This window comes from Azospirillum sp. A29 (genome assembly GCF_042604625.1).
In the GTDB taxonomy this organism is placed as follows: Bacteria; Pseudomonadota; Alphaproteobacteria; order Azospirillales; family Azospirillaceae; genus Azospirillum; species Azospirillum palustre.
The window spans coordinates 1,901,478-1,926,173 of the sequence record NZ_CP170466.1 but is presented as its reverse complement, the minus strand read 5'-3'; the positions used below and the strand labels follow the sequence as shown (position 1 = coordinate 1,926,173).

At 67.1% G+C, this 24,696-nt stretch carries 26 protein-coding genes; 13 read left to right on the top strand and 13 right to left on the bottom strand.

Going from position 1 to position 24,696, the window contains the following annotated elements; translation table 11 throughout:
* Positions 1 to 5: 5 nt before the first annotated feature.
* From ABNQ38_RS24140 to ABNQ38_RS24110, 7 genes are all read right to left on the bottom strand, one after another.
* Complete coding sequence (locus tag ABNQ38_RS24140; protein ID WP_377808385.1) at positions 6 to 782, bottom strand: succinate dehydrogenase iron-sulfur subunit; 777 nt, start codon at positions 780 to 782, stop codon at positions 6 to 8.
* A gap of 26 nt (positions 783 to 808) precedes the next feature.
* Positions 809 to 2,593 carry a succinate dehydrogenase flavoprotein subunit gene (gene sdhA, locus ABNQ38_RS24135; RefSeq protein ID WP_109051846.1) on the bottom strand — a complete coding sequence of 595 codons (1,785 nt, stop codon included), beginning with the start codon at positions 2,591 to 2,593 and terminating at the stop codon, positions 809 to 811.
* Positions 2,594 to 2,598: 5 nt separating this feature from the next.
* On the bottom strand, positions 2,599 to 2,994 hold the full coding sequence (gene sdhD / locus ABNQ38_RS24130; RefSeq protein ID WP_098738834.1) for a succinate dehydrogenase, hydrophobic membrane anchor protein: 396 nt from the start codon (positions 2,992 to 2,994) through the stop codon (positions 2,599 to 2,601).
* Between the two features lie 11 nt (positions 2,995 to 3,005).
* On the bottom strand, positions 3,006 to 3,395 hold the full coding sequence (gene sdhC, locus ABNQ38_RS24125; protein ID WP_098738833.1) for a succinate dehydrogenase, cytochrome b556 subunit: 390 nt from the start codon (positions 3,393 to 3,395) through the stop codon (positions 3,006 to 3,008).
* Between the two features lie 276 nt (positions 3,396 to 3,671).
* Complete coding sequence (locus tag ABNQ38_RS24120) at positions 3,672 to 3,935, bottom strand: hypothetical protein (RefSeq protein ID WP_042442270.1); 264 nt, start codon at positions 3,933 to 3,935, stop codon at positions 3,672 to 3,674.
* A gap of 197 nt (positions 3,936 to 4,132) precedes the next feature.
* Entirely contained in the window at positions 4,133 to 5,302 is a 1,170-nt protein-coding gene (gene rlmN / locus ABNQ38_RS24115; protein WP_109051844.1) for a 23S rRNA (adenine(2503)-C(2))-methyltransferase RlmN, read from the bottom strand.
* A gap of 78 nt (positions 5,303 to 5,380) precedes the next feature.
* Positions 5,381 to 5,947 (bottom strand): invasion associated locus B family protein, encoded by a 567-nt coding sequence (locus ABNQ38_RS24110; RefSeq protein WP_377808384.1) that lies wholly within the window; start codon positions 5,945 to 5,947, stop codon positions 5,381 to 5,383.
* A 232-nt stretch (positions 5,948 to 6,179) separates the two neighbouring features.
* Between ABNQ38_RS24110 and ABNQ38_RS24105 the strand changes: the two genes are divergently transcribed.
* The 6 genes from ABNQ38_RS24105 to ABNQ38_RS24080 all read left to right on the top strand — a co-directional run bounded on the left by ABNQ38_RS24105 (position 6,180) and on the right by ABNQ38_RS24080 (position 11,173).
* A complete protein-coding gene (locus tag ABNQ38_RS24105; RefSeq protein ID WP_377808383.1) occupies positions 6,180 to 6,554 on the top strand; it encodes a response regulator in 375 nt (124 codons plus the stop codon).
* A gap of 65 nt (positions 6,555 to 6,619) precedes the next feature.
* On the top strand, positions 6,620 to 8,281 hold the full coding sequence (locus tag ABNQ38_RS24100) for an HD domain-containing phosphohydrolase (RefSeq protein ID WP_377808382.1): 1,662 nt from the start codon (positions 6,620 to 6,622) through the stop codon (positions 8,279 to 8,281).
* 134 nt (positions 8,282 to 8,415) lie between these two features.
* The gene (locus tag ABNQ38_RS24095; protein WP_377808381.1) at positions 8,416 to 8,670 is read left to right on the top strand and encodes a DUF1272 domain-containing protein; all 255 of its coding nucleotides are present in this window, start codon (positions 8,416 to 8,418) and stop codon (positions 8,668 to 8,670) included.
* Positions 8,671 to 8,787: 117 nt separating this feature from the next.
* Positions 8,788 to 9,423 carry a glutathione S-transferase family protein gene (locus tag ABNQ38_RS24090; RefSeq protein WP_377808380.1) on the top strand — a complete coding sequence of 212 codons (636 nt, stop codon included), beginning with the start codon at positions 8,788 to 8,790 and terminating at the stop codon, positions 9,421 to 9,423.
* 81 nt (positions 9,424 to 9,504) lie between these two features.
* Positions 9,505 to 10,686, top strand: a complete 1,182-nt coding sequence (locus ABNQ38_RS24085; protein ID WP_377808379.1) for a M20 aminoacylase family protein — start codon at positions 9,505 to 9,507, stop codon at positions 10,684 to 10,686.
* 7 nt (positions 10,687 to 10,693) lie between these two features.
* Positions 10,694 to 11,173, top strand: a complete 480-nt coding sequence (locus ABNQ38_RS24080; protein WP_377808377.1) for a protease complex subunit PrcB family protein — start codon at positions 10,694 to 10,696, stop codon at positions 11,171 to 11,173.
* 30 nt (positions 11,174 to 11,203) lie between these two features.
* Here ABNQ38_RS24080 and ABNQ38_RS24075 read toward each other — a convergent pair whose 3' ends face one another.
* Positions 11,204 to 12,949, bottom strand: coding sequence for a putative bifunctional diguanylate cyclase/phosphodiesterase (locus tag ABNQ38_RS24075; RefSeq protein WP_377808375.1), 1,746 nt, complete (start codon positions 12,947 to 12,949; stop codon positions 11,204 to 11,206).
* Positions 12,950 to 13,469: 520 nt separating this feature from the next.
* On the opposite strand from ABNQ38_RS24075, the gene ABNQ38_RS24070 reads away from it, so the two are divergent.
* The 3 genes from ABNQ38_RS24070 to ABNQ38_RS24060 all read left to right on the top strand — a co-directional run bounded on the left by ABNQ38_RS24070 (position 13,470) and on the right by ABNQ38_RS24060 (position 16,524).
* Positions 13,470 to 14,309 carry a universal stress protein gene (locus ABNQ38_RS24070; protein WP_377808374.1) on the top strand — a complete coding sequence of 280 codons (840 nt, stop codon included), beginning with the start codon at positions 13,470 to 13,472 and terminating at the stop codon, positions 14,307 to 14,309.
* A gap of 360 nt (positions 14,310 to 14,669) precedes the next feature.
* Positions 14,670 to 15,590 (top strand): replication protein RepA, encoded by a 921-nt coding sequence (locus ABNQ38_RS24065; protein ID WP_109051836.1) that lies wholly within the window; start codon positions 14,670 to 14,672, stop codon positions 15,588 to 15,590.
* Between the two features lie 163 nt (positions 15,591 to 15,753).
* On the top strand, positions 15,754 to 16,524 hold the full coding sequence (locus tag ABNQ38_RS24060) for a sulfite exporter TauE/SafE family protein (RefSeq protein ID WP_377808373.1): 771 nt from the start codon (positions 15,754 to 15,756) through the stop codon (positions 16,522 to 16,524).
* Between the two features lie 19 nt (positions 16,525 to 16,543).
* Here the strand turns inward: ABNQ38_RS24060 and ABNQ38_RS24055 are convergent, their stop codons facing one another.
* Positions 16,544 to 17,455 carry a methyltransferase domain-containing protein gene (locus tag ABNQ38_RS24055; RefSeq protein WP_377808372.1) on the bottom strand — a complete coding sequence of 304 codons (912 nt, stop codon included), beginning with the start codon at positions 17,453 to 17,455 and terminating at the stop codon, positions 16,544 to 16,546.
* Positions 17,456 to 17,566: 111 nt separating this feature from the next.
* Between ABNQ38_RS24055 and ABNQ38_RS24050 the strand changes: the two genes are divergently transcribed.
* The 4 genes from ABNQ38_RS24050 to ABNQ38_RS24035 all read left to right on the top strand — a co-directional run bounded on the left by ABNQ38_RS24050 (position 17,567) and on the right by ABNQ38_RS24035 (position 19,845).
* Complete coding sequence (locus tag ABNQ38_RS24050) at positions 17,567 to 17,833, top strand: flagellar biosynthetic protein FliQ (RefSeq protein WP_377808371.1); 267 nt, start codon at positions 17,567 to 17,569, stop codon at positions 17,831 to 17,833.
* Between the two features lie 12 nt (positions 17,834 to 17,845).
* Complete coding sequence (locus ABNQ38_RS24045) at positions 17,846 to 18,613, top strand: ComF family protein (protein WP_377808370.1); 768 nt, start codon at positions 17,846 to 17,848, stop codon at positions 18,611 to 18,613.
* A 117-nt stretch (positions 18,614 to 18,730) separates the two neighbouring features.
* A complete protein-coding gene (gene grxC / locus ABNQ38_RS24040) occupies positions 18,731 to 18,994 on the top strand; it encodes a glutaredoxin 3 (protein ID WP_014248998.1) in 264 nt (87 codons plus the stop codon).
* Positions 18,991 to 19,845 carry a carbon-nitrogen hydrolase family protein gene (locus ABNQ38_RS24035; RefSeq protein ID WP_377808369.1) on the top strand — a complete coding sequence of 285 codons (855 nt, stop codon included), beginning with the start codon at positions 18,991 to 18,993 and terminating at the stop codon, positions 19,843 to 19,845. The genes grxC and ABNQ38_RS24035 overlap by 4 nt, the downstream gene beginning before the upstream one ends.
* A 15-nt stretch (positions 19,846 to 19,860) precedes the next feature.
* On the opposite strand, the gene ABNQ38_RS24030 is transcribed toward ABNQ38_RS24035, so the two are convergent.
* The 4 genes from ABNQ38_RS24030 to ABNQ38_RS24015 all read right to left on the bottom strand — a co-directional run bounded on the left by ABNQ38_RS24030 (position 19,861) and on the right by ABNQ38_RS24015 (position 24,512).
* Positions 19,861 to 20,340 carry a DNA polymerase III gene (locus tag ABNQ38_RS24030; RefSeq protein WP_377808368.1) on the bottom strand — a complete coding sequence of 160 codons (480 nt, stop codon included), beginning with the start codon at positions 20,338 to 20,340 and terminating at the stop codon, positions 19,861 to 19,863.
* A gap of 10 nt (positions 20,341 to 20,350) precedes the next feature.
* On the bottom strand, positions 20,351 to 22,219 hold the full coding sequence (locus ABNQ38_RS24025) for a DUF294 nucleotidyltransferase-like domain-containing protein (protein WP_377808367.1): 1,869 nt from the start codon (positions 22,217 to 22,219) through the stop codon (positions 20,351 to 20,353).
* A gap of 269 nt (positions 22,220 to 22,488) precedes the next feature.
* The gene (locus tag ABNQ38_RS24020) at positions 22,489 to 24,210 is read right to left on the bottom strand and encodes a cation acetate symporter (RefSeq protein ID WP_377808366.1); all 1,722 of its coding nucleotides are present in this window, start codon (positions 24,208 to 24,210) and stop codon (positions 22,489 to 22,491) included.
* The gene (locus ABNQ38_RS24015; protein ID WP_098738812.1) at positions 24,210 to 24,512 is read right to left on the bottom strand and encodes a DUF485 domain-containing protein; all 303 of its coding nucleotides are present in this window, start codon (positions 24,510 to 24,512) and stop codon (positions 24,210 to 24,212) included. Before ABNQ38_RS24015 ends, ABNQ38_RS24020 begins: the two co-directional genes overlap by 1 nt.
* Positions 24,513 to 24,696: the final 184 nt, after the last annotated feature.

Genomic DNA, 24,696 nt, shown 5'->3' with positions numbered 1-24,696 from the left:
CGCGATCAGCGGCGCGCAACCATCAGCTTCTTGATCTCGGCGATGGCCTTGGCGGGGTTCAGACCCTTCGGGCACGCCTTGGTGCAGTTCATGATGGTGTGGCAGCGGTAGAGACGGAACGGATCCTCGAGGTTGTCGAGGCGCTCGCCCGTCATCTCGTCGCGGCTGTCGGCGATCCAGCGATAGGCCTGGAGCAGGATCGACGGGCCGAGATACCGGTCGCCGTTCCACCAGTAGCTGGGGCAGGAGGTCGAGCAGCAGAAGCACAGGATGCACTCGTAGAGGCCGTCCAGCTTGGCGCGGTCCTCCGGCGACTGCAGCCGCTCGCGGCTCGGGGCCGGCGACTGCGACTGCAGCCACGGCTTGATCGAGGCGAGCTGGGCGTAGATGTGCTTCAGGTCGGGGACCAGATCCTTCACCACCGGCATGTGCGGCAGCGGGTAGATCTTGACGTCGCCCGGCACGTCCTCGATCGCCTTCAGGCAGGCCAGCGTGTTCGTGCCGTCGATGTTCATCGCGCACGACCCGCAGATGCCCTCGCGGCAGGAGCGCCGGAAGGTCAGCGTGCTGTCGACCTGATTCTTGATGTAGATGATCGCGTCGAGGATCATCGGCCCGAACTTGTCGAGGTCGACCACATAGGAGTCAACGCGCGGGTTCTGGCCGTCGTCCGGGTTCCAGCGGTAGATCTTGAAGGTCTTGGCCCGCTTGGCGCCGCTCGCGACGTTGACGGTCTTGCCGACGCCGACCTTGGAGTTGGCTGGCAGGTTGAATTCAACCATGGCTGATTTCCTTTATCCGGCGGGCCTTAGTACACACGGGCCTTGGGCGGGAAGACCTCGACCTCATCGGTCAGCGTGTACATGTGGACCGGGCGGTAATCGATCTTCGTCTCGCCATTGTCCGCGACCCAGATGACGGTGTGCTTCATCCAGCCTTCGTCGTCGCGGTTCGGATAGTCTTCACGGGCATGGGCGCCGCGGCTTTCCGGACGGTTCTGGGCGGAGTGCAGGGTGGCGACCGCCTGGCCCAGCAGGTTGTCCAGCTCCAGCGCCTCGACCAGATCGGAGTTCCAGACCAGCGAACGGTCGGAGATGGCGATCTCGCCCTTCTTGGCATAGACCGCGTCGATCTTCTTGACGCCTTCGTCCAGAACCTCGCCGGTGCGGAAGACGGCGCAGTTGTTCTGCATCGTCCGCTGCATGTCCAGCCGCAGGTCGGCCGACTTGATCGAGCCCTTGGCGTTGCGGATGCGGTCGAACCGCTCCAGCGCCTTGTCGCAAGCATCGGGCTTGACCGACGGAGCCTTGCCCGGCTGGACGATCTCGGCGGCGCGGATGGCGGCCGCACGGCCGAACACCACCAGATCGAGCAGCGAGTTGGAGCCCAGGCGGTTGGCGCCGTGCACCGACACGCAGGCGGCCTCGCCGATTGCCATCAGGCCCGGCACCACCTGATCCGGGTTCGAAGCGGTCGGCGACAGCACCTCGCAGTGAACGTTGGTCGGGATGCCGCCCATGTTGTAGTGGACGGTCGGCAGAACCGGGATCGGCTCCTTCGTGACGTCCACGCCGGCGAAGATCTTGGCCGTCTCGGCGATGCCGGGCAGGCGCTGGTGGATGATCTCCGGCGGCAGGTGCTCAAGGTGCAGGTGGATGTGGTCCTTGTGCTCACCCACGCCGCGGCCTTCGCGGATCTCGATGGTCATCGAGCGGGACACGACGTCACGCGACGCCAGATCCTTGGCCGATGGGGCATAGCGCTCCATGAAGCGCTCGCCGTTGGAGTTGGTGAGGTAGCCGCCCTCGCCGCGCACGCCCTCGGTGATGAGGCAGCCGGAGCCGTAGATGCCGGTCGGGTGGAACTGCACGAACTCCATGTCCTGCAGCGGCAGGCCGGCGCGCAGGACCATGCCGCCGCCGTCGCCGGTGCAGGTGTGGGCCGAAGTCGCCGAGAAGTAGGCGCGGCCATAGCCGCCGGTCGCCAGCACCACCAGCTGGCCGCGGAAGCGGTGCAGCGTGCCATCGTCCAGGTTCCAGGCCAGCACGCCCTTGCAGACGCCGTCCTCCATGATGAGGTCGAGCGCGAAGTATTCGACGAAGAACTCCGCCTCATGCTTCAGCGACTGCTGGTAGAGGGTGTGCAGGATGGCGTGGCCGGTGCGGTCGGCGGCGGCGCAGGTCCGGTAGGCCTGGGTCTTGCCGTACTGCGCGGTCATGCCGCCGAAGGCGCGCTGGTAGATCTTGCCTTCCGGCGTGCGCGAGAAGGGCACGCCGTAGTGCTCCAGCTCGATGATCGCCGGGATGGCCTCGCGGCACATGTACTCGATGGCGTCCTGGTCGCCCAGCCAGTCCGACCCCTTCACGGTGTCGTACATGTGGTAGCGCCAGTCGTCCTCGCCCATGTTGCCGAGAGCGGCCGAGATGCCGCCCTGCGCCGCCACCGTGTGGGAGCGGGTCGGGAACACCTTGGTGATACAGGCGGTCTTCAGACCCTTTTCGGCCATGCCGAAGGTCGCGCGCAGACCGGCGCCGCCGGCGCCGACGACGACGACGTCATAGGTGTGGTCGATGATGTTGTAGGCGGTCGCCATGGTCGTCAGGCTCCGATGAAGATCTTCACGACGGCCAGCACGCAGGCCGCCGCCAGGGCGAAGGACAGGAACTTGACGCCGATGATCAGCGCCATCTTCTGCCATTCGGCATGCACGTAGTCCTCGATGACCACCTGGAGCCCGGACTGGGCGTGGTGGAAGGTGACCACGGCGGTAAGGATCATCATCACGGCCGAGAAGGGCGACTTCATCCAGGCAATGAAAGCAGCGTGATCGGCACCCAGATGACGGATGACGCCGAAGACGAACCAGACGGTCAGCGGGACCAGGGCAATCGCGGTCAGACGCTGCGACCACCAGTGTTCGGTGCCATGCTTGGCGGAACCCAGACCGCGTGCGACCTGCAACGGCGAGCGGAGGGTCTTGCTATTGGACGCCATGTCTTATCTCCTCACCATACGGCCAGGCCGACGATCCAGGTCAGCACGGTCAGCACTGCCGTCGCGCCGAGGACGACCTTGTTGTTGCGGTCGGCATCGGTCAGCTCGAACGACTTGCCGGCGTCCCAGACCAGATGGCGGATGCCGTTGCACAGGTGATAGTACAGCGCCGCCGACCAGCCGAACATCAGCAGCAGGCCGAAGAAGGAGCCGATGAAGCCCTGCGCGCGCGCAAACGCTTCCGGACCGGCAGCGGCGGCGACCAGCCACCAGACCAGCAGAAGCGTGCCCACAGCCAGCCCCACGCCCGTGATGCGGTGCGTGATGGACATGACTGCGGTCAACGGGAGTTTGTAGACTTGAAGGTGCGGGGAGAGCGGCCGACCGCTGCCGTTTGCCATTGCGTCGTCCTCTGTTCGCGGCCGGACGCGGCGCAACATGACGATTGCCGCGGCGGCTGGGTGGTGCGTGCCCTTTTGAGACGGCTGTCCCGTCCTATTGGTTGGCGCAATGAATTACGCTCCCGCAGCATCCGAGTCAACGGCGGGGGGTGGCCGAAAGTGCTGGTGTGACGATTTTGGCGCAGCGCGGGAAGTGGCTGAAAAGAAACGGCCTTCGGGTCCTGTGGTAATACCAGCCAATGAGGACAGTCCGGGACCGCCGCGCTTGCGCTGGCGCTACTTGTCGAAGCGGCGCACGTTCTCGACCATCATCGAGTACATCTGTGTAATCAATTCCGCGGGACGAAGACGACCGAACGGAATGTTGTCCTTCGCCCATTCGACAAGCCCCGGCGGCGGCTTCACCGGCGCCACCTCGTACCCCGCCTTCTTCAGGGCGGCGGTCACCGCCTTCGCCTGTTTGGCGTAATCCTCGTTGAAGAACGACTTGTCGGCGTCCTTGATCGCCTTGGCGATGATGTCCTCGATGGGGGTGGGCATGCCGATGCTGGAACCGGGTCTGTTGGGCGAAGATGCCGACACCCTGTCACAGCGCGGAGCCATCCGCAATTCCGGGGGGAGGCGGACGGCATCGGCGAAGACTCCGAACATACAGGGAACATAGGCACCCGACGGCCGGGTTTCAACATGCCCGGCCCAGAACCACCTCGCCATCGGAGGTTATCGTCCGCTGCCCCTTACGACACCAGCGCCGCGTCCTTTTCAGCGATGACGTTGGCGATGGCGGCGCGTTCGGCAGCGGTCAGGCGCAGGCTGGCGCTCTTCAGCTGGCCGCAGGCGGCCATGATGTCCTCGCCGCGCGGGGTGCGGACCGGGCTGGCATAGCCGGCATTGTTGACGATGTCGCCGAACACCTGGATCGCCTTTGCGGTCGACCGCTCATAGGGGGCGCCCGGCCATTCGTTGAAGGGGATCAGGTTGATTTTGGCCGGAACGCCTTCCAGCAGCTTGACCAGCGCACGCGCATCGGCCGGCGTGTCGTTGATTCCCTTCAGCATCACATATTCGAAGGTGATGCGGCGGGCGTTCGACAGGCCCGGATAGTTCCGGCAGGCGTCCATCAGCTCGCGCAGCGGGTATTTGCGGTTGATGGGCATGATGATGTCGCGCAGCTCGTCGGTCACCGCATGCAGGCTGACCGCGAGGTTCACGTTCAGCTCCTGGCCGCAGCGCTCCATCATCGGCACGACGCCGGAGGTCGACAGCGTGATGCGCCGCTTGGAGATCGAGATGCCGTCGCCGTCCATCACGATCTTCAACGCCTTGGCGACGTTGTCGTAATTGAACAGCGGTTCGCCCATGCCCATCATGACGATGTTGGACAGCATGCGCCCGTCGGGCGGCGCCGGCCATTCGCCCAGCATGTCGCGCGCCAGCATCACCTGCGCCACGATCTCCGCCGCGTCCAGGTTGCGCACCAGACGCTGCGTACCGGTGTGGCAGAAGCGGCAGGTCAGCGTGCAGCCGACCTGGGAGGAGACGCAGAGCGTGCCGCGGTCCTCTTCAGGGATGTGGACGCTCTCCACCTCCTGCCCGTCGGGCATGCGCAGCAGCCACTTGCGGGTGCCGTCCGCCGACTTCAGATCCTTCACCACCGTCGGCCGCGCCACGATGTAGGCGTCGGCCAGCTTTTCCCGCACCGGCTTGGCCAGGGTGGTCATCTCGGCGAAATCGGTGGAACCGCGGTGATAGAGCCAGTGCCAGAGCTGGCGTGCCCGGAACTTTTCCAGGCCGATCGACAGCATCTCGGCTTCCAGCTCTTCGCGGGACAGGCCGACAAGGTTCTTGCGTCCGTCGGCATCGGTCGCCGGCAGAACGAAGGCGGAAGCATGATTGGAGGCGCTCATGGCCCCATTACATAGGGCCATGAGCGCGCGGAGTCAAAAGACTCGAAGGCAAAAAGACCAAGTAATCCGCTGCGGCGATCAGCGCTTCACGGCGCAGGCCTCGTTGATGGCGTCATAAGCCTGCCCGACGCCGGCCAGGCTGTAGGTGTCGGTCGTCTTGGTGCCACGGCCGGACACGCCCTTCACCACCATCTGCTTGCCGTTGCGCAGCGCCGCTGTCACGGCGCGGTCGGCGTCGGCATCGCGGGCCCAGGCGGTCTCGCCGTCGGTGAACAGCTTGAAGTCCTTGCCGTCGATGCTGACCTCGGCCTCGCTGCCCTTCTTGAACGGATAGCCGACGATGACGCTGACGACATCCAGGGCCTTTTCCGCCGGGCGGTGGGTGACCAGCGTATAGATGTCGCCGCGCTTCGCCTTCGGCTCCGACTTCTTGGGCTGGCTGGAGATGTAGCACACCTTCTGGCCCTTCTCCTCGAACAGGAAGGCGTTCCAGTCCTTGAAGGTGCCGAGATGGCGCGGGTCGGCCGCAGCGGCCGGCGCGGCGGTCACGCCGGCGGCCAGAAAGCCGGCGGCGAGGATGGAAGAGACGACAGAACCGGCAAAGACGGCCCCGGCAAATCGGCGGACGGCGTTGGGAAGCAACATCGGTCTTGCGTCTGCTCGTTGTTGGTCCGTGGGGTGCGGGCGGACACTACCCCAAACGGACTGACCATTCCAAGACCGCCGGGCCGGTGCAGGCTCGTTTCTCACAGGCCGCCCTGCTCGTCGCGTAACATTTTGACACGCATAAGCACAATGGGGGGTCATAAACTTGCCGCTGGCGTAACCGGGGGGTCACGCTATACCTGTGCCCGGCATGAACGCGACAGGGACTGGCATGGCCAAGCTACTGGTGGTGGACGACGATCCGGTCACACGCAACCTGATCCGCGCGATCCTAACCCGCGAAGGCCATGACCTGACCCTGTGCGCCAGCGCCCCGGAAGCCATCGGCATCCTTTACGTCCAACGGTTCGACCTCGTCCTCACCGACATCATCATGCCCGACCATGACAGGTTCGAGGTCATCAAGGCCGCACGGACGCTGCGTCCGGAGATGCCGGTCGTCATCCTGTCGACCATCGACGACAAGGTGCCGGCCGAACTGACCTCCGCCGCCTTCGCCAAGCTGGGCGTGTCGCGGGTGATCTCCAAGCCGGTCAACCCCAGCCTGCTGGCGTCGGAGGTGTTGGCGGCACTTGTCGCCGGTTGAATGAATTACGCAATGGGATTACTTTGCCGGACGCGCACCGAAGGCGCGCAACCGCTGGGAATGCCATGCGCCACGACGATGCACGGCCGGAGATGGCCGGTCCGGTTGCCAAACCACCGTTCAAGGTTCTGGTCGTCGATTCCGATCCGTCGCTGCTGGCCAAGGCACGGTCGGCGGTGGAGGGGCTGTCGATCGACGGCGCCGGGGTCGACCTGACCGGCGCGACCTCCGCCGCCGAGGCGCGGGATGCCCTGCAGCGGCATCCCGACACCGCCCTGATCCTGCTGGAAACTGCGCTGGGAGGCCCGAAAGCGGGGTTGGAGCTGGTGGCCTATCTGCGGCGCGAACTGGGCAACCAGCGCACCCGCATCTTGGTCTGCACCGACGAGCGGGATTCGGAAACCGGGAGCGCGGATACCGGAAGCGAGGATGAGGCCATCGCCGCCAACGACGTCGGCGACTGGCGGGTCAAGGCGGAACTGACGCCGCGCGCACTGCGCACCGCCGTCGCCGGCCAGCTGCGCACTTTCGCCAGCCTCCAGGCGCTGGCGGCGGGACGCAAGGGGCTAGCCCGCATGCTGGTGGCAACCACCGGCCTGCTGGAGATGCGCACGCCCGACGTGCTGTTCCCCAACATCCTGCCGCGCGTCGTCGGACTGCTCGGCATCGGCCACCATGCGCTTCTGTGCATCCAGGGCGACACGCTGCCGCGCGACCGAAAGATCCGTGTGCGCGCCTCCACCGGCCGCTTCGCCAAGTGGAAGGACGTGGAGGTCGCGGAGCTTGGCGAACCGCGGGTGGAGGCGGCGCTGGAGCGGCTGTCGCCCAGCAGCGAGACGATCATCGAGCCGGATTTCTGCGCGCTGCGCCTGCGCGCCAACGGCGGCATCACCGGCATGATCTATGTCGAGGGCCGCAACGACGGCACCGCCCGCGAATGGCAGCTGATGGAGCTGTTCCGCAACAAATGCTCCATCGCCTTCGAGAACGCCCTGCTGATCGAAGAACTGAACACCTCGCAGAAGGCGACCGTCCTGGCGATGGGTGCGCTGGCCGAATACAAGGACAACGCCGCCACTGGCCATCTTCAGCGCATCGAGAAGCTGGTGGGCTCCATCGCCCGTGAGCTGCACCGGCGCGAGAAGTTCCGGGACGAGCTTGATGCCGACTTCGTCGAGAAGGTCGGGCTGGCGGCCCTGCTGCACGATGTCGGCATGCTGAGCGTGTCGGACGAGACGCTGGGGATGCCGGGCGAGCTGACCGGCATCGACATGCAGATGATCCAGCGCCATACCGAGATCGGCCACCGCATCCTGGCCGAGGCGGCGGTGCCGCTGCGCGGCCGGTCGCTGCTGTCCATCGCGGCGGAGATCGCGCGCTACCACCATGAGCGCTACGACGGATCGGGCTATCAGGAGGGTCTGCGCGGCAGCGCCATCCCCATCGGCGCCCGCATCATGGCGGTGGCCGACGTGTTCGACGCGCTGATCACCAGCCGCCAGTACCGCAGCGCCTGGGCGGTTGAGGACGCGATGGCCTGGATCGTCGAACGGTCGGGCCGCGATTTCGACCCCGACGTCGTCGATGCCTTCGTGCATGTCGTCCGCCGCTTCCAGACCGACGATCCCGGCTGGTTCCCGAAGGCGGGGGGCGGCCACGGCATGCTGGGCGGCGCCATCGGCCGCAAGCTGCGCGCCCTGTTCGGCCGCCGGGCCGAGGCGATGTAGCCTCACCCGAGGTAGAGTACGGAAGCGCCTGTCGTTTTGGCAGGATTTGGACGCCCATCGGCAACAGCGCCACTCACCCCGGCGCACGAAGCCCGTTATTCTCCCTGGCACACCCCCGAGCCGGAGACCGTGCCATGCTGGACCTGCGCCCCAACTGCGAATGCTGCGACCGCGACCTGCCGCCCGAGGCGACGGACGCCTATATCTGTTCCTTCGAATGCACCTTCTGCGCCGATTGCCGCGCCCGGCTGCCGGGGGAGCGCTGCCCGAACTGCGGGGGCGAGCTGGTGCGGCGGCCGATCCGCCCGGCGGCGAAGCTGGCGGCCAACCCGCCGTCGGCCACGCGCATCGTCAAGCCGGACGGCTGTGCCCCGCTGTTCCAGCCCTGACGGATAGTAGGACCGGAGCGGCAGTGCTCTCGCTGGCGTTCGCCGCGCAAATCGGCCAGACTGGCGCCATCGCTCCCGGGGATATGCCCCCGGACGGAGCGCAGGGACCGTCGCAGCATGCTCACGCTCTACAGCTTTCCCACGCCCAACGGACGCAAGGCCTCCATCCTGCTGGAGGAGTTGGGACTGCCCTACACCATCCACCGTGTCGATCTGGCCGCCGGCGAGAACAAGCGGCCGGACTTCCTGGCGGTCAGCCCGATCACCAAGATCCCGGCGCTGGCGGAAGAGCTTCCGGGCGGGCGGGTGCGGCGCCTGTTCGGCTCCGGCGCCATCCTGCTGCATTTCGCCGAGCGCACCGGCCGGCTGCTGCCCGAGGATGAGGACGAGCGGGCGGAGGCGATGAGCTGGTTCATGCTGGGCATCAGCGACCTCGGCCCCACCGCCATAGACATGCAGCGCTTCGCCGCCCGCTCCCCCGACCGCATCCCCCATGCCATCGACCTGTACAAGGGCGAGCTGATGCGTTGCTATGCGGCGCTGGAGGAGCGCCTGGGCGCGGCGGAGCATCTGGCCGGCGCCTCCTACTCCATCGCCGACATCGCCTGCTTCCCCTTCATCGCCGCCGCGGCGGTGGCGGGCGGCGGACTGCTGGAGCGGTTCCCCAACCTGAAGCGCTGGCACGACACCGTCGCCGCAAGACCGGCGGTCCAGCGCGGAATGGCGGTTCCCGATTTGGCCGCTTCCGGCTGAGCGGACGATCCTCGACCCTCAGCCTTCCTCGCCCGGTTTTCCCCGAACGCCATCCGGCCGTTCTAACCAGACGTCAGAGACATGCCGATCAACAACCGCATCGCCGCCTTCCAGGACGACATGACCGCGTGGCGGCGCGACATCCACGCCCACCCGGAACTGGGGTTTGAGGAAAAGCGCACCTCCGACATCGTCGCCACGAAGCTGGCGGAGTTCGGCATCGTGGTGCATCGCGGCCTGGGCGGGACCGGCGTGGTCGGCACGCTGACGGGGTTGGGCACCGGCAGCGGCCGGACCATCGGTCTGCGCGCCGACATGGATGCGCTGCCGATGCCGGAGGCCAACGACTTCGACCATGCCTCGCGCCATGCCGGCAAGATGCACGCCTGCGGCCATGACGGGCACACCACCATGCTGCTGGGTGCCGCCCGCTATCTGGCGGAGACCCGCAACTTCGACGGCACCGTCCACTTCATCTTCCAGCCGGCCGAGGAAGGGCTGGGTGGGGCGAAGCGGATGATCGACGACGGGCTGTTCCGGCAGTTCGACTGCGAGCAGGTCTATGGCCTGCACAATTGGCCGGAACTGCCGGCCGGCCGGATCGCCGTGCATCCCGGCCCGGTGATGGCCGCGGCCAACCAGTTCGAAATTCATGTGACCGGCCATGGCGCCCACGCCGCCATGCCCCATCGCGGCATCGATCCGGTCCTGGTGTCGGCCCACATCGTCACCGCGGCGCAGAGCCTGGTCAGCCGCGGCACCAACCCGGCCGAGAGTGCGGTCGTGTCGATCACGGTGGTGGAGGCCGGGACCGCGGCCAACGTCATCCCCGACAGCGCGCGGATGCGCGGCACCATGCGCACCTTCTCGGAAGAGAACCACCGCCGCATCCAGGAGCAGTTCGGCCGCCTCGTCACCAGCATCGCCGAAGGTCTGGGTGCCACGGCAGAGCTGCGCTTCCGCCCCGGCTATCCCGCCACGGTCAACAGCGAGCCGGAGGCGCGCATCGCCGCCGCCGCCGCCGCCAAGGTGGTGGGCGAGGAGAATGTGGTCTGGGCGCCGGACCCGACCATGGCGGCGGAGGATTTCGGCTACATGCTGAAGGAGCGGCCGGGTGCCTATGTCTGGCTCGGCCATGGCGGGCATCTTGGGTCCTCCTGCCGTCTGCACAACCCGCATTACGACTTCAATGACGCGATCCTGACCACCGGCGCCAGCTATTGGGCGTCGCTGGTCGAGACGATCCTGCCGCGGAGCGCCTGACCGTCCCATGAAGCTGCCGTCCCGTCCCCGCCTGATCCCGCATCTGATCCCGCTGCTGTTCGCCCCTGCCCTTCTGCTGGCCTCCTGCCAGGGCGGCAACGACCGTGCCGACGGCAACCTGCTGCCGGCGCAGGCGGAGGCCGGCACCGTCTGGCAGGGCGACCACAGCAGCGCCGCCGAGCGCGCCTATGTCGTCGCCCGCGACAGCGGCGAATGGTCGGCCCTGTGGGCACGGGTCGGCGAGCCGGCCCCGTCCTCCTTGCCCGGCGGGCGGATGGCGGTGGCGGTGTTCCTGGGGCCGCGCGACAGCGCCGGCTACGGCGTCGCCATCGACAGCGTGCAGCAGAAGGGTGCCGACCTGATCGTCGGCTATCACGAGATGGTGCCCGGCCCCGCCCAGGCGGTGGCGCAGATGCGCACCAGCCCCTACGCCATCCGCCTGCTGCCCGGCACGGCGGGGACGCCGAAATTCGTTCGGGGGAAATAAAAGACGGAAGGTGGCGTCAGACCGCCACCCTCACCGCGGCATCTGCCACGGCAACTCCCCGCCGACCAGCTTGCCGGCATCCGCCGACGGCAGCGGTCGGGCGAAGTGGTAGCCCTGGCCATAGTCGCAGGCCAGCGCCCGCAGCAGGTTGGCGTCGGCGCTGGTCTCGATGCCCTCGGCGATGACGTCGAAGCCCAGCAGACGCGCCAGATCCATGATGATGCGGACGATGGCGCGGTTTTCCTCCGACTGGTGCATGGCGGAGACGAAGGAGCGGTCGACCTTCAGGCTGTCGATGGGCAGCTTGTGCAGGTAGGACAGCGACGAATAGCCGGTGCCGAAATCGTCGATCGACAGCTTGATGCCCAGCGCCCGCAGATCGCGCAGCAGGCGGATCGACTGTTCCGCCTTGTCCATGACAGCACTTTCCGTCAGCTCCAGCTTGATCCAGGACGGCTCCACCCCGGTTTCGCGCAGAACCTCGCGCACGACCTGGACGAAGTTGGGGTCGGACAGCTGGTGGGTGGACAGGTTGACGCTCATGAACAGCGGGGCGGAGCCCGGTTCGCGGCGGTCCTGCCACTCCGCGATCTGCAAACAGGCCTGCCGCAGCACCCAGGTGCCGAGCGACACGACCAGACCGGTGCTCTCGGCGATAGGGATGAAGATGCCGGGTGGGATGTTGCCGCGTTCCGGGTGGTTCCAGCGCATCAGCGCCTCGAACCCCGCCAGCCCGCCGGTCACCATCTCCACAATCGGCTGATAGGCGACCCACAGGTCGCTGCCGCTGTCCAACGCGCTGCGCAGGTCGTGCTCCAGCCGCACCTGCTCGACCACATGGGAGTGCATTGCCGGGTCGAACCAGGCCTGCCGCCCGCCGCCCTGTTCACGGGCGCGGGCGGTGGCGATCTCGGCATCGCGCAGCACGTCGTCGGGACGTTCGTGGGTCGGCGCCGCGATGGCGACGCCGATGCTGGCGGACAGGAACACCGTACCGCCCGAACTGGAACGGGCGGAGCGTACCACCGACGCCAGCTCCTCGATGGCACCTTCCAGCACCGGCCGGTCGCAGGCGCCGCCGGCCAGCATGGCGAAGGCATGGTCGCTGACGCGGGCGATCAGGTCGAAGGCGGCGGCCTGCGCCGCCATCCGCTGGGCCAGACCGTCCAGCACCTCGTTGGCGAAGCCCTGGCCCATGCTGCTGCGGATTTCCGCGAAGCGGTCGATGTCCAGGATGACGAGGGTGAAGGGCTCGCCCATGTTGCGGTAGTCCGCCATGTGCTTCAGCAGCATCAGGCGGTTGGCCAGCCCGGTCACCGGGTCGTAATAGGCGAGGCGGAACAGGTCGTCCTGCACCTGACGGCGTTCGGTCATGTCCTGCAGGATGACGAAATAGCCGGTGATGGCGCCGTCTTCCGCCCGGTGCGGCGCATGAAGCCGCGTGACGTAACGCTGCTGGCCGTCGGCCTGGGTGATCCAGCCTTCCGTCTGCACCGTCTCGCCCGCCAGCGCGCGCTTGGCCGCCCCGACGGTGTTGCGTAGCTGGTCCTGCCCCAGCAGGTCGCCGATGGTGGTGCCGACCGCCTTCTCCAGAGTTGTCCCCATCATCTCCAGATAGGCGCGGTTGGCGTAGATGTGCCGCCTCTGCGGGTCCATCAACGCCACCTTCACCGTCATGGCGTCGAGAATCTGACGCAGGGCGTCGAGCCCCGGCGCGCCGGATGTGGCACCCGATAAAGCGTCGGCCAGCGCGGTGATTCGGGGATCAGGACTCATGGCGAGGATAGAGTGGGGTACTCATCAGGAAATCGATACCCAACACTTACGCGAAGTGTCACCCGCCCGTCAAAACCAAAGCTGCCTTAGTGCAACAGAGCTTGAACGTTTCTATAGCCCATCCATCGGAGACACGGCGGCATATCCATGGGCATATCATAGTATTCATTCAAGCGCGGGTTGCACCATCGCCGAACGCACAATCCTGATTTTCTGTTCCTCACTGTGCGAATAGAGTAATGGATTTCATTTTTTATCGGGGTATCTGCGGCCTGCGATTGCATCCCAAATTGAATGTTCAGCGGACGATCAGTCTTGTGCGGTGCAGGAACGCGGCAAAGGCATGGCTGTGCCCTGTAATGGAAGGACATCGGCGGACAGGCGCGGATTTATACTGCCAAGACAAGTGGGGACAAGACGTCGAGGATGTCGCCCGGCCCGGCGCCGCCTTACCGCAAATCCCATGATGAAAAGCCTCCAATGATGGGCAACCATCACCATTCTGGGCAGGAACCACGCCATGGCTCTCAAGGACTTCCTGGTCGTCGTCGACGATACGCCCGCGTCCGCAGCGCGTCTCGACCTCGCAGCACGGCTCGCGGCGCGGTGCGATGCGCACCTGACCGCGCTCTATGCCTTCACCGACACGGTGTTCCCCGGCTACATCGAAGCCGAATTCCCCCAGGAATTGCGCGAAAGCCGCCGCCAGAGCCGCAAGGACCAGACGGACCGGATGCAGGCGGCCTTCGACGACGTCGTGCGCCTTCATGGCATAACCGACCGCTCCGAATGGCTGGCGCAGGAAGCCGATCCGACCATCGCCGCCGCGGTGCGTGGCCGCTACGCCGATCTGGTCGTGGTCGGCCAGCCCGATCCGGACCGCGACCGCGACCAGCTCGTCGCCCAGCCGGCGGACCTTCTGTTCGAATGCGGCCGGCCGCTGCTGGTCGTGCCCTATGCCGGTCGTTTCTCCAGCATCGGCGAGCGGGTTCTGGTCGGCTGGAACGGCAGCCGCGAGGCGGCGCGCGCCATCGGCGACGCCATGTCCCTGCTGACCGCCGCCAAGCGCGTCGTGGTGATGGCCGCCAATCCGAAGCCCGGTCCGAACGGCCTGGGCGACGAGCCCTGCGCCGACATCGCCCGCCATCTGTCCCGCCACGGCTGCCGCGTGGAGGCCACCCATGTCGCCACCGACGTGGTGGAGCCCGGCGACACCCTGCTGAACATGGCCGCCGACGAAAGCTGCGACCTGCTGGTGATGGGCGCCTACGGCCGTTCGCGCTTCCGCGAACTGGTGCTGGGCGGCATGACCCGCTTCATGTTGCAGCACATGACTGTTCCGGTGCTGATGAGCCATTGAGGCGGCGCAGCCAGGAGGCGGGTGGGGACATCGCCGACGGACAGGTTCCCGCCCGGTTCCCCGTCCGTGGGGTTAAGCGACCGCCTGCCTCGCCCCGAGTCCCTCCGCAACCGTCGCGAGTCGTCGCTGCCAGCCCGTGGGGAAAAGCGACCGTCCCCCTTTGTCCACCCTGCTCCCCTTGGGGAAAAGCGGCGGATTCGTGGGGAAAAGCGGCGCGACTCGGGGTTTCCCCATGGGGACAAGCGGCGACTCAACTAATAAGTCTAACAACTAACCGTCGACTAGCACGGTCGCCTAACCCCACATTGACTCCATCGGCCGCCGCTCACCAGGATGCCACAACATCTGGGTGAGGGCGCCATGGGCGACATACACAGGCTCGTGATCGAGCATGGCCGGGACAAGGCGCGCGCCCTGGTCCGGCCCGAAGAGCGGACGCTGGTGGACATCGCCGCCGACATCCTGGCGGACGAGAACCAGCATCTCGGCATCACCTACAGCGGTTTCTGCCTGACCAGCCTGCCGCACAAGAAGCTGGCCGACGACATGCCCTGGGAAAAGCGCGGCCATCAGGTGACGCTGCTGGTCGAACCGGGCCGGCTGAAAGTGAACGGCAAGATGAAGCTGTTCGGCGTGCCCTATGGCGCGCGGGCGCGGATGATCCTGATCTATCTGCAAACCCAGGCTGTGCGCACCGGCCGCCGCGAAGTCGAACTCGGCCGCTCCATGCGCGACTGGCTGACCCGGATGGGCATCAGCGTCGGCGGCGAGACCTTCCGCGGCTTCCGCGAACAGTCGCTACGCATCTCCGCCTGCTCCTTGAAGTTCTTCTGGGACGGCGAGGATGCCGACGTCTTCGAAAAGGGCGGCATCGTCAAGCGCGGCCTGATCTTCCACGACGCTCTCGGCGACGACCGCCAGGGCACGCTGTGGAACGACGTGGTCCAGCTGGACGAGACCTTCTTCCAGGCCCTGCGCGACCATCCGGTTCCCCTGCTGGAGGAAGCGGTGCGGCAGTTGAAGGATCGCTCTCTGAGCCTCGATCTCTATGTCTGGCTCGCCTACAGGCTGCATTCGCTGAGCCGGCCGCAGCCGATCTCCTGGCCGTCGCTCTATGCGCAGTTCGGTGCTGGCTATGACCAGATGAAGCATTTCAAGCCGCGCTTCGTCCAGGCCCTGCAATATGCGCTGGCCGCCTATCCCGACGCGAAGGTCGAACCGGCCGACGACGGCGTCGTCCTCCATCCCAGCCGCCCGCCCATCGCCCGCCTGCTGGCGTAAGGGCGTGGGGTTAAGCGACCAGCACTGAGATTTCCCGCTGAACTCCCCGCGGTCGCTTTCCCCCACACTCCGGCAAGCCCACCCGCCATTGACCCACGTCATTGGGAGGCCCCTCCCCTCCCCCTAAGATCGCCGCCAGTTCCCGAACCGGAGAGGCTTTGCCTTGGACGCCCTGTCGCTGCTGAATGCCGCACTGAACCAGTGTGCCGTGGTCATCGACCGCGACGGCGGGCTGTTGCTGGCCCTGCTGACCGCCGGACTGGTCGGCGGCACCACCCATTGCGCCGGCATGTGCGGCCCCTTCGTGCTGGCCCAGGTGTCGGCGCGGCTGGAGCGGGTGCCGCTGTCGGCAATGTCGGAGTTCCGGCGGCTGACCGGGGCCGCGGTTCTGCCCTATCACGCCGGCCGGGCGACGACCTATGCGCTGGTCGGCGCGCTGTCGGCCTCGGTCGCCGGCCATGTCGGGGCGCTGCCGGGACTGCGCTGGCTGTCGGTGGCGCTGCTGGCGCTGGCGGCGCTGTTCTTCCTCGGCTACGCCGCGCGCGGCGCCCTGTCCTGGCTGCCCAAGGCGCCATCGTTGGGGAGCAACGGAGTGCAGCGCTGGTGGAGCGAGCGGGTGTCCGGCCTCGCCCGGCCGCTGTTCGGCAACCCGACGGGCTGGCGCGGCTATGGGCTGGGGGTGGCGCTGGGCTTCATTCCCTGCGGTATGCTCTATGGCGCCATCGCGGTGGCGGCGGCGAGCGGCAGTGCGCTGACCGGCGCACTCGGCATGGCGGCATTCGCACTCGGCACGGTGCCGAGCCTGCTGGCGGTCGGGCTGGCCGGCCATATCGCCGGCCGCACCTGGCGCACCGCGGTCGCCCGCGTCGCCCCGGCGATCATGCTGGTGAACGCCGGGGTGCTGGGTTGGATGGCCTGGAAGCTGGTTGCGTAAACCAGCCCCTGCCCCTGTTTCAGTGGATGCCACCGCCCTTCAGCGCGTCGCCCAGCGGAACCTGCCCGCTGCCGGGTTTCAGCGGCTGCTGCTGGCTCTCGTGCGGCGACCAGCCGGCCAGATAGAGCACTTCGAAGGTCACCGGGATCCGCCCGTCCGGCTCGGCATAAAGCTCGGCATAGCGCCGGGCCGCGTCGAACAGCAGCCCGCGGGTTGCCGGAACCTTGCGGCGGGCCAACACAGTGTTGGTCTCGCCCATGCCGCGCAGTTCGCGCATCAGGGCGAAGGCGTCGGAATAGGTGACGGTGATCACGTCGCTGTCGACCACCGGCAGGGCGAAGCCGGCGCGTTGCAGCAACCCGCCGGCATCCTTGATCTCGGCGAAGGGCGATACGCGGGGGGAGACGCCGCCCGACACCTCCATCTCCGCCTCGTACAGGCAGCGGCGCAGCTCGGCCAGGGTCTGGCCGCCTAGCATGGAGGCGCAGAAGAAGCCGTCGGGCTTCAGCGCCTGCCGGATCTGAACCAGGGCGCCCGGCAGGTCGTTGACCCAGTGCAGGCTGAGATTGCTGACGGCCAGATCGAAGCAGCCGGGGGCGAAGGGCAGGAACTCCTCGTCGGCGGCGACGGTGGCAGCGACGGCGGGGTTGCTGGGATCAAGGGCGGCACGGGCGAAATCCGGCGACAGGTCGCAGGCGACCAGCCGTTCGATCCCCTTGCGGCCTTTCAGGATCCGGCCCATCGCCCCATCGTGGCAGCCGACGTCCAGCGCCAGCGGAAAGGGACGGATCACGTCCTCCAGCCGGTCGGCGAGGCGGTCGGCGATCTCCTCGAACAGGAAGGCGTGGTCGGTGAATTCGGCGACGGCGCGGTCGCGGCGGCGGCGGACGAGCGCACGGTCGAAGACGGTCATGCTGTCGGAGCTTGTCATGGCCGCACTATACCCCAGCCCGGCGGCGCGACAACCGTGCTACACTCGCAGCTCAGCCACCTTCTCCACAGCAGCGCTCCCGAATGGGAGGAAAACCGGACAGGCATCGGAATGGGCATCGACGAGGCTATTTCCGTCAGTCACGAAGCGCTGATGGTCATCCTGAAAATCTCGCTGCCGACACTGGGCATCACGGCATTGCTGTCGGCCGGGCTGATGCTGTTCCAGAGCGCCACCAACATCAACGAATCGTCGTTGCAGCAGGACATGAAGTTCTTCGCCACGCTGCTGATCCTGTTTGTCACCGGCCCGGCGATCTATCTGGCGCTGCGCGACTATACGGCAGTGATCTTCGAACGCATCGCCATGCTGCAGTGACGAGTCCGGCCGATGCAGGCGCCCGCCTCTCTCGCCGGACTTGGCCGCATCGCAAGCGGTGCGGCGACCCTGCTGCTGGACGCGTTGCTGCCGCCGCGCTGTCTCAGCTGCGGCGAGGCGGTGGACCGGCAGGGCGGCCTGTGTGCGGCCTGCTGGGTCAAGCTGACCTTCATCGCCCCGCCGCTGTGCGCCTGCTGCGGCCTTCCCTTCGAATATGAGGCGCAGGAGGGCGCGCTGTGCGGTGCCTGTCTGGCGGCCCCGCCGCCTTTCGCCCGCGCCCGCGCCGTGCTGGCCTATGACGACGGCAGCCGGCCGCTGGTTCTCGGCTTCAAGCATGGCGACCGCATCCATGCCGCCAAATCCTATGGCGTCTGGCTGGCACGGGCCGGCAAGGAGCTGCTGGGGGATGCCGACCGGCTGCTGCCGGTGCCGCTGCACCGCGCCCGCCTGTTCCGCCGCCGCTACAACCAAGCGGCCCTGCTGGCGCAGGCATTGTCGCGGCATAGCGGCATCCCTACCGCGCCCGACCTGCTGCAACGCCACCGGTCCACCCCGACCCAGGGCGGGCTGGACCGTCAGGGGCGCCACCGCAACGTCAAGGGCGCCTTCCGGCTGCGGCCGGGACAGTCGGCAAAGGACCAGGTGACGGGACAGAGGCTGGTGCTGATCGACGATGTGATGACCACCGGGGCGACGCTGACGGAATGCACGCGGGTCCTGCTGCGCGCCGGGGCGGCCCGGGTCGACGTGCTGACCCTGGCGCGTGTGGTGCACCGCTGACGCTTGAAAAGGGCCGCGGCCGGCGACGCTGACCGGCGTTGCACGCGGGCTGCAACGTCTGGCGCCCCTCGTGGGTTGACCTTATAGTTTCTCCACGTCCAAAAGGAGCCCAGTGGCATGGCCGACGTCGTCATCTACACCACGCCCTTCTGTCCCTATTGCATGCGGGCCAAGAGCCTGCTCGACGGCAAGGGCGTGACATACGAGGAAATCGACCTCTACGCCCAGCCGGGCCGCCGTAGCGAGATGATCGAGCGGTCGGAAGGCCGGACCACCGTCCCGCAGATTTTCATCGATGGGAAGCCGTACGGCGGCAGCGACGACATCCACGCGCTGGACCGCGCCGGTAAGCTCGACCCGCTGCTCGGCATCGCCGCGTGAGCGGGGGCGCCGCCGGCACCGGCGTGCTGAGGGCCGCCTGCGTCCAGGTAAATGCCGGCACGGAGCTTGAGCCGAACCTGCGGGCGGCGGGCGATCTCGTCCGCCGTGCCCGCGATGCCGGGGCGGACTTCATCGCTCTGCCGGAGAATGTCGGCTGGATCGTCCAGGGCCGCGACAAGACCATGCAGCGCGTCCGCAGCGAGGCGGAGCATCCCGGCATTCCCTTCTTCGCCGATCTGGCGCGGGAGACCGGGGCCTGGATCCTGGGCGGCACCCTGCATGTCCTGCTGGAGGACGGACGCGCCGCCAACCGCAGCTATCTGTTCGACGCCGGGGGGCGGGTCGTCGCCTCCTACGACAAGATCCACATGTTCGACGTCACGCTGAAGGACGGCGAATCCTACCGCGAGTCGGCCACCTTCCGGCCGGGCGAACGGGCGGTTGTCGCCTCCAGCCCGTGGGGCGGCATCGGCATGACCGTCTGCTACGACGTGCGCTTCGCCTATCTCTACCGGGCGCTGGCCAAGGCGGGGGCGTCGATCCTGACGGTGCCGGCCGCCTTCACCGTGCCGACCGGCCGCGCCCACTGGCACACGCTGCTGCGCACCCGCGCCATCGAGAACGGCTGCTTCGTCGTCGCCCCGGCCCAGACCGGCAGCCACGACCAGGGCCGCCAGACCTACGGCCATTCCCTGCTGATCGCGCCGTGGGGCGAGGTGCTGGCCGATGCCGGCACCGATGTCGGCTTCATCATCGCCGACCTCGACCTCGACCGCATCGCGGAAGCCCGCGGCATGGTGCCATCGCTGACCCACGACCGTGCCTTCGAGGTGGAGCGGATCGGGTTCTGACCCGTCCGCGTCTCCTCAGCGCCCATCCTGCGTCAGCCGCAGCCACGCCATCGCTGCGGTCAGCGCGATGCCGAAGGCGCCGTCGGGCCGCACCGGCAGGTCGAGATCATGGACCAGACTGTCCAGCCGCAGGTCGACCGCCTGCTTCGACAGGCTGCGGATCTTGCGGTCGTAATAAAGGCTCGACACCTCCGTCCGCTCTTCCGGCAGTGGGCGGCCGGTCAGGCGTTCCGCCATGGCGACGGAGAAATCCAAGTAATAGCCGACCAGCGGCCGGCCCCCGATGAAGGCATGCAGCAGGTCGCCGGCCTCGGCCATCCCGGTATCGCTGCCGGGATGGAGCCGCAGCGCGCTGCCGGTCAAAATGCGGGGACCGCGGATGCGGATGGCGGCGAAGGTCAGCGGCGTTGCCGACTCGGGGTCGAAGCTGGTCGCCTCGCAATGGACCGCCACATGCTCCCGGCGGTCTGCGTCGGTGTGATCTGAATGCGCCATGGTCGCCGCCTCAATGGTTCAGGCGGAAATGATGGGCGATCAGCTCCTTGAAGCTCTTCACCAGGGCCAGACAGTCCTTGAACTGGTCGCGGTCGAGCTTGCCCAGCCGGTCCGGGTGGACGAGGTTGTCGATCGCCAGTTCCGCTCCCTCCCCCTCAGGCCCGTCATCGGGAAGATCGACGCGCGCCTTCAGGCGGATGGTCGACAGGATGGTGAAGGCTTCCACCAGATCGGCGGCCATCTTGCGGTCCAGCGCCCCCAATTCGGCCAGCACCTGGATGCGCTCCACCGTGTTGGTTTCCGCCCGGTGCTTTTCCAGCGCCAGCGCGCGCACGCCATGGACGATGGGGAAGATGCCGGCCTTCTTGATGTCCACCGCTTCCGCCCGGCGCCGCTCGAACAGGGCGGCGAACAGGCCGCTCGGCGTGTCGAAGGACAGGGCCGGGCGAGCGAACTGGGTGAAGAACATCTGGTTGTCCTGCAACCGGCTCAGCAGATAGTCCTTGGCCTCGGCCAGCAGCGTGGCGTCGCCGGCCACCGGAGCGGCGTCGTAGAAGATGGCGAGGTTCATCTGCGCCGCCTCGTCCGGGCGGTGGACCCAGTTGAACAGCGCGTCCTTGTAGCCGGCGAGCGGCCGCGTCCATTCGGGGTTCGACACCATGATGTTGCCGGGACAGGGCGGATAGCCGAACTCCACGAGATGGCGGGTGAAGTCGGCGGCGAACCTCGGCAGGTCGGGACAGTCGAAACCGTCGCGTAGGATCAGGCCGTTGTCCTGGTCGGTCTTCAGCAGCTGTTCGCCACGCCCCTCGCTGCCCATCACGATCAGGCAGCTGTTGGCCAGCAGGTCCGGCGGGGCCAGCAGTTCGAACAGCTTGCGGAAGATTCGGCGGTTCAGCTCGGTCACCAGATCGGCGATGAAGGAGACCTTGACCCCGGTGGCATGCAAGGTGCGGATCAGCTCGACGATGGAGCGGCTGGCCCGGCGCAGGTCGGCGGGGTCGGTGGCATGCTCCACCTGCAACCCGATGACCTGGGAATGGTTGGACAGCACCGCCAACAGGTCGCTTTGCTCCAACAGCCCGACGATGGCACCGTTCTCCGTCACCACCACCCGGCGCACCGCATGCTTGGTCATCAGCACCAGCGCATTGAACAGCAGGTCGTCGCGATCCAGCGTCAGCAGTCCGTAGCGGGCGAGCGGCCCGACCGGCTCGCTCACCGGCCGGCCGTCCAGCACCACGAGGTCGCGCAGGTCGGTGCCGGTCAGGATGCCCGCCGCTCCATCGGCTCCGCGCACCAGCACGCTGCTGGCGCGGTTCTGCCGCATCGCCTCGGCCGCATCGCGCAGGCTGGCGGCGGCGTCGACGAACAGCGGCGGGTGGAGATAGGCCTGCCGGATGCGTGCCATGGTCAGCGCCGCCATCTCGCGGTTGGACCGCAAAGCCGCGAGATCGCGCATGCGCTGGGCGAAATCGCCGAGGATGGCGGCACCGAACTCGGGATTCTCCGCCGCCAGCGCTTCCAGAGCGGGGCGCGGGATCAGGTGACAGGCGCACTCCTCAGCCGCGACGAAACGCCGGGCGGTACTGCCGCCCGCGCCGGCACCCGCGGCGCCATAGAGGGCCTGCAAGCCAAAACGGTCGCCGGGTCCGTGGACCGCCGCCACCTCACCGCCACGGCGCTCCTGCACGGTGCCGCGCAGCACGACGAACATCGCATCGGTCGGCTCCTCCCGCGACAGCAGGACCGCGTCACGCGGGTAGAGCGCGATGTCCAGCGCCCCCGCCAGCGCCGTCCGCTGATCGTCGGTCAGCAGGTCGAAGGGGGGCTGGCCGTAATCGAAGTCCGGGGAGGCGGTCGGCATCGCGTGCTGCACGGGCAGGCTCCGTCACAGGAGGGCGGGGCATCGGGAAAAGCGGGCATAAAAAAGCGCCTCCGGATAGGATCCGGAGGCGCTTTCCAGGATACACCCGCCGGGCCCGAGGCCGGTAGCGGGTGCGACATTTGGCGGCGTGGTTCGGTCACCGCACGGGCTTGAGCCTTCCCCGAAGGGGGGAAGGGACGCGGTGCGAGACGCGGTCCCTTCCCTGTTCTTGTCGCTCCGCCCGGTTCGTTCGAACGCTTGATCGCTCGATGGGCAACCGCTTAGTGAGCGGAGGCACCCTCGGCACCCAGGCCGGTCTGCGACCGGATGTACTGGGCTTCGAAGTCCTTGCGCTCCTTCTGGGCCTGCGCGCTGTTGTCGGTGATCGAGAAGAACCAGATACCGGCGAAGGCGAGCGGGATGGTGAAGAAGCCGGGGTTGTCGTAGGGGAAGATCGCGGCCGGATTGCCCAGCACGGCCTTCCACACGGTCGGCCCCAAGACCAGCAGGACGATCGCCGAGATCAGGCCGAGCGCACCGCCCATCACGGCGCCACGGGTGGTCATCTTGCCCCAGAACATCGACATCAGCAGGATCGGGAAGTTGGCCGAAGCGGCGATGACGAAGGCCAGACCGACCATGAAGGCAACGTTCTGGTTCTCGAAGGCGACGCCCAGGATGATCGAAACGATGCCGATGACGACCGTGGTGATCTTCGACACGCGGATTTCGTCCGCCTCGTTGGCACGGCCCTTGGCGAAGACCGAGGCGTAGAGGTCATGGGAGACCGCCGAGGCACCGGCCAGCGTCAGACCCGCGACCACCGCCAGGATGGTGGCGAAGGCGACCGCCGAGATGAAGCCGTAGAACAGGTCGCCGCCGACCGCGTGGGCGGTATGGATGGCCGCCATGTTGGTGCCGCCGATGATCGCGGTGATCGCCGCCTTGGCGCCGGCCGCCGGGCCGGCCGTCAGGAACGGGTAGGCACCGTTGGCGTCGGGAGCCAGGATCATCAGGATGGCGCCGAAGCCGATGATGAAGGTCAGGATGTAGAAGTAGCCGATGAAGCCGGTTGCGTAGAAGACCGACTTGCGGGCTTCCTTGGCGTCCGACACCGTGAAGAAGCGCATCAGGATATGCGGCAGACCGGCGGTGCCGAACATCAACGCCATGCCCAGCGAGATCGCCGAGATCGGATCGGACACCAGCGTGCCGGGCGACATGATCGCCAGACCCTTCGGGTGGATCTCGACGGCGGCCTTGAACATCGCCTCGGGGCTGAAGCCGAACTTGGCGAGGATCATGAAGGCCATGAAGGACGCGCCGGACAGCAGCATCACCGCCTTGATGATCTGCACCCAAGTGGTTGCCAGCATGCCGCCGAAGGTGACGTAGCCGATCATCAGGACGCCGACGAGGATGACGGCGACCAGATAGTCGAGACCGAACAGCAACTGGATCAGCTTGCCGGCACCAACCATCTGGGCGATCAGGTAGAAGGTCACGGTGGCCAGCGAGCCGCAAGCCGACAGGGTGCGGATCGGCGTCTGCTGGAAGCGGTAGGAGGCGACGTCGGCGAAGGTGTACTTGCCGAGGTTGCGCAGCCGCTCCGCGATCAGGAACAGCACGATCGGCCAGCCGACCAGCCAGCCCACCGAATAGATCAGGCCGTCGAAGCCCGAGGCGTACACCAGACCGGCGATGCCCAGGAAGGACGCGGCCGACATGTAGTCGCCGGCGATGGCGAGGCCGTTCTGGAAGCCGGTGATGCCGCCGCCGGCAGCGTAGAAGTCCTTGGCCGACTTGGTACGGCGGGCCGCCCAGTAAGTGATGCCCAGCGTGAACACCACGAAGGCCAGGAACATCAGGATGGCCGACCAGTTGGTCGCCTGCTTCTGCACCGAACCGCCGATGGCGTCGGCCATGGCGCCGGTGGGCAGCAGAAGCGCCGCCCCGGTTGCAGCAGTCGTACCGGCCGCAATGCGGGAGTGGATGGCGCGCATCACTTCGACTCCTCCAGGATCTGGCGGTTCAGCTCGTCGAATTCGCCGTTCGCCCGATGCACGTAGATGCCGGTCAGGATGAAGGCGGACACGATGGTGAAGACGCCGATGGGAATGCCCCAGGTCGTGACGCCGGAGCCGATCGGCGTACCCAGGAACGACTTCCCGAACGCCACCAGCAGGATGAAACCGAAATAAATGACCAGCATGGCAATCGACAAAGTCCAGGCGAAGGCGGACCGTTTCGCCACCAGTTCCTGGAACTTTGGATTGTTCACAATCCTTTGTGCGCTTTGACTCATGTGCGTCCCCTCATCGAGTGCCGGCAAGCTTCTGCGATCCATCAAGACAGGATCTTCTGGCAAGACAGGGTCTTCTGGACCTGCGGGCATTTGCCGTCCGGGCGGTCGCGTCCGGGTTTCTTCCCGTAATTCGTACGCCCTTGACCTGCCCAATTGTTTGATACAGATCATTGTTGGGCGCACC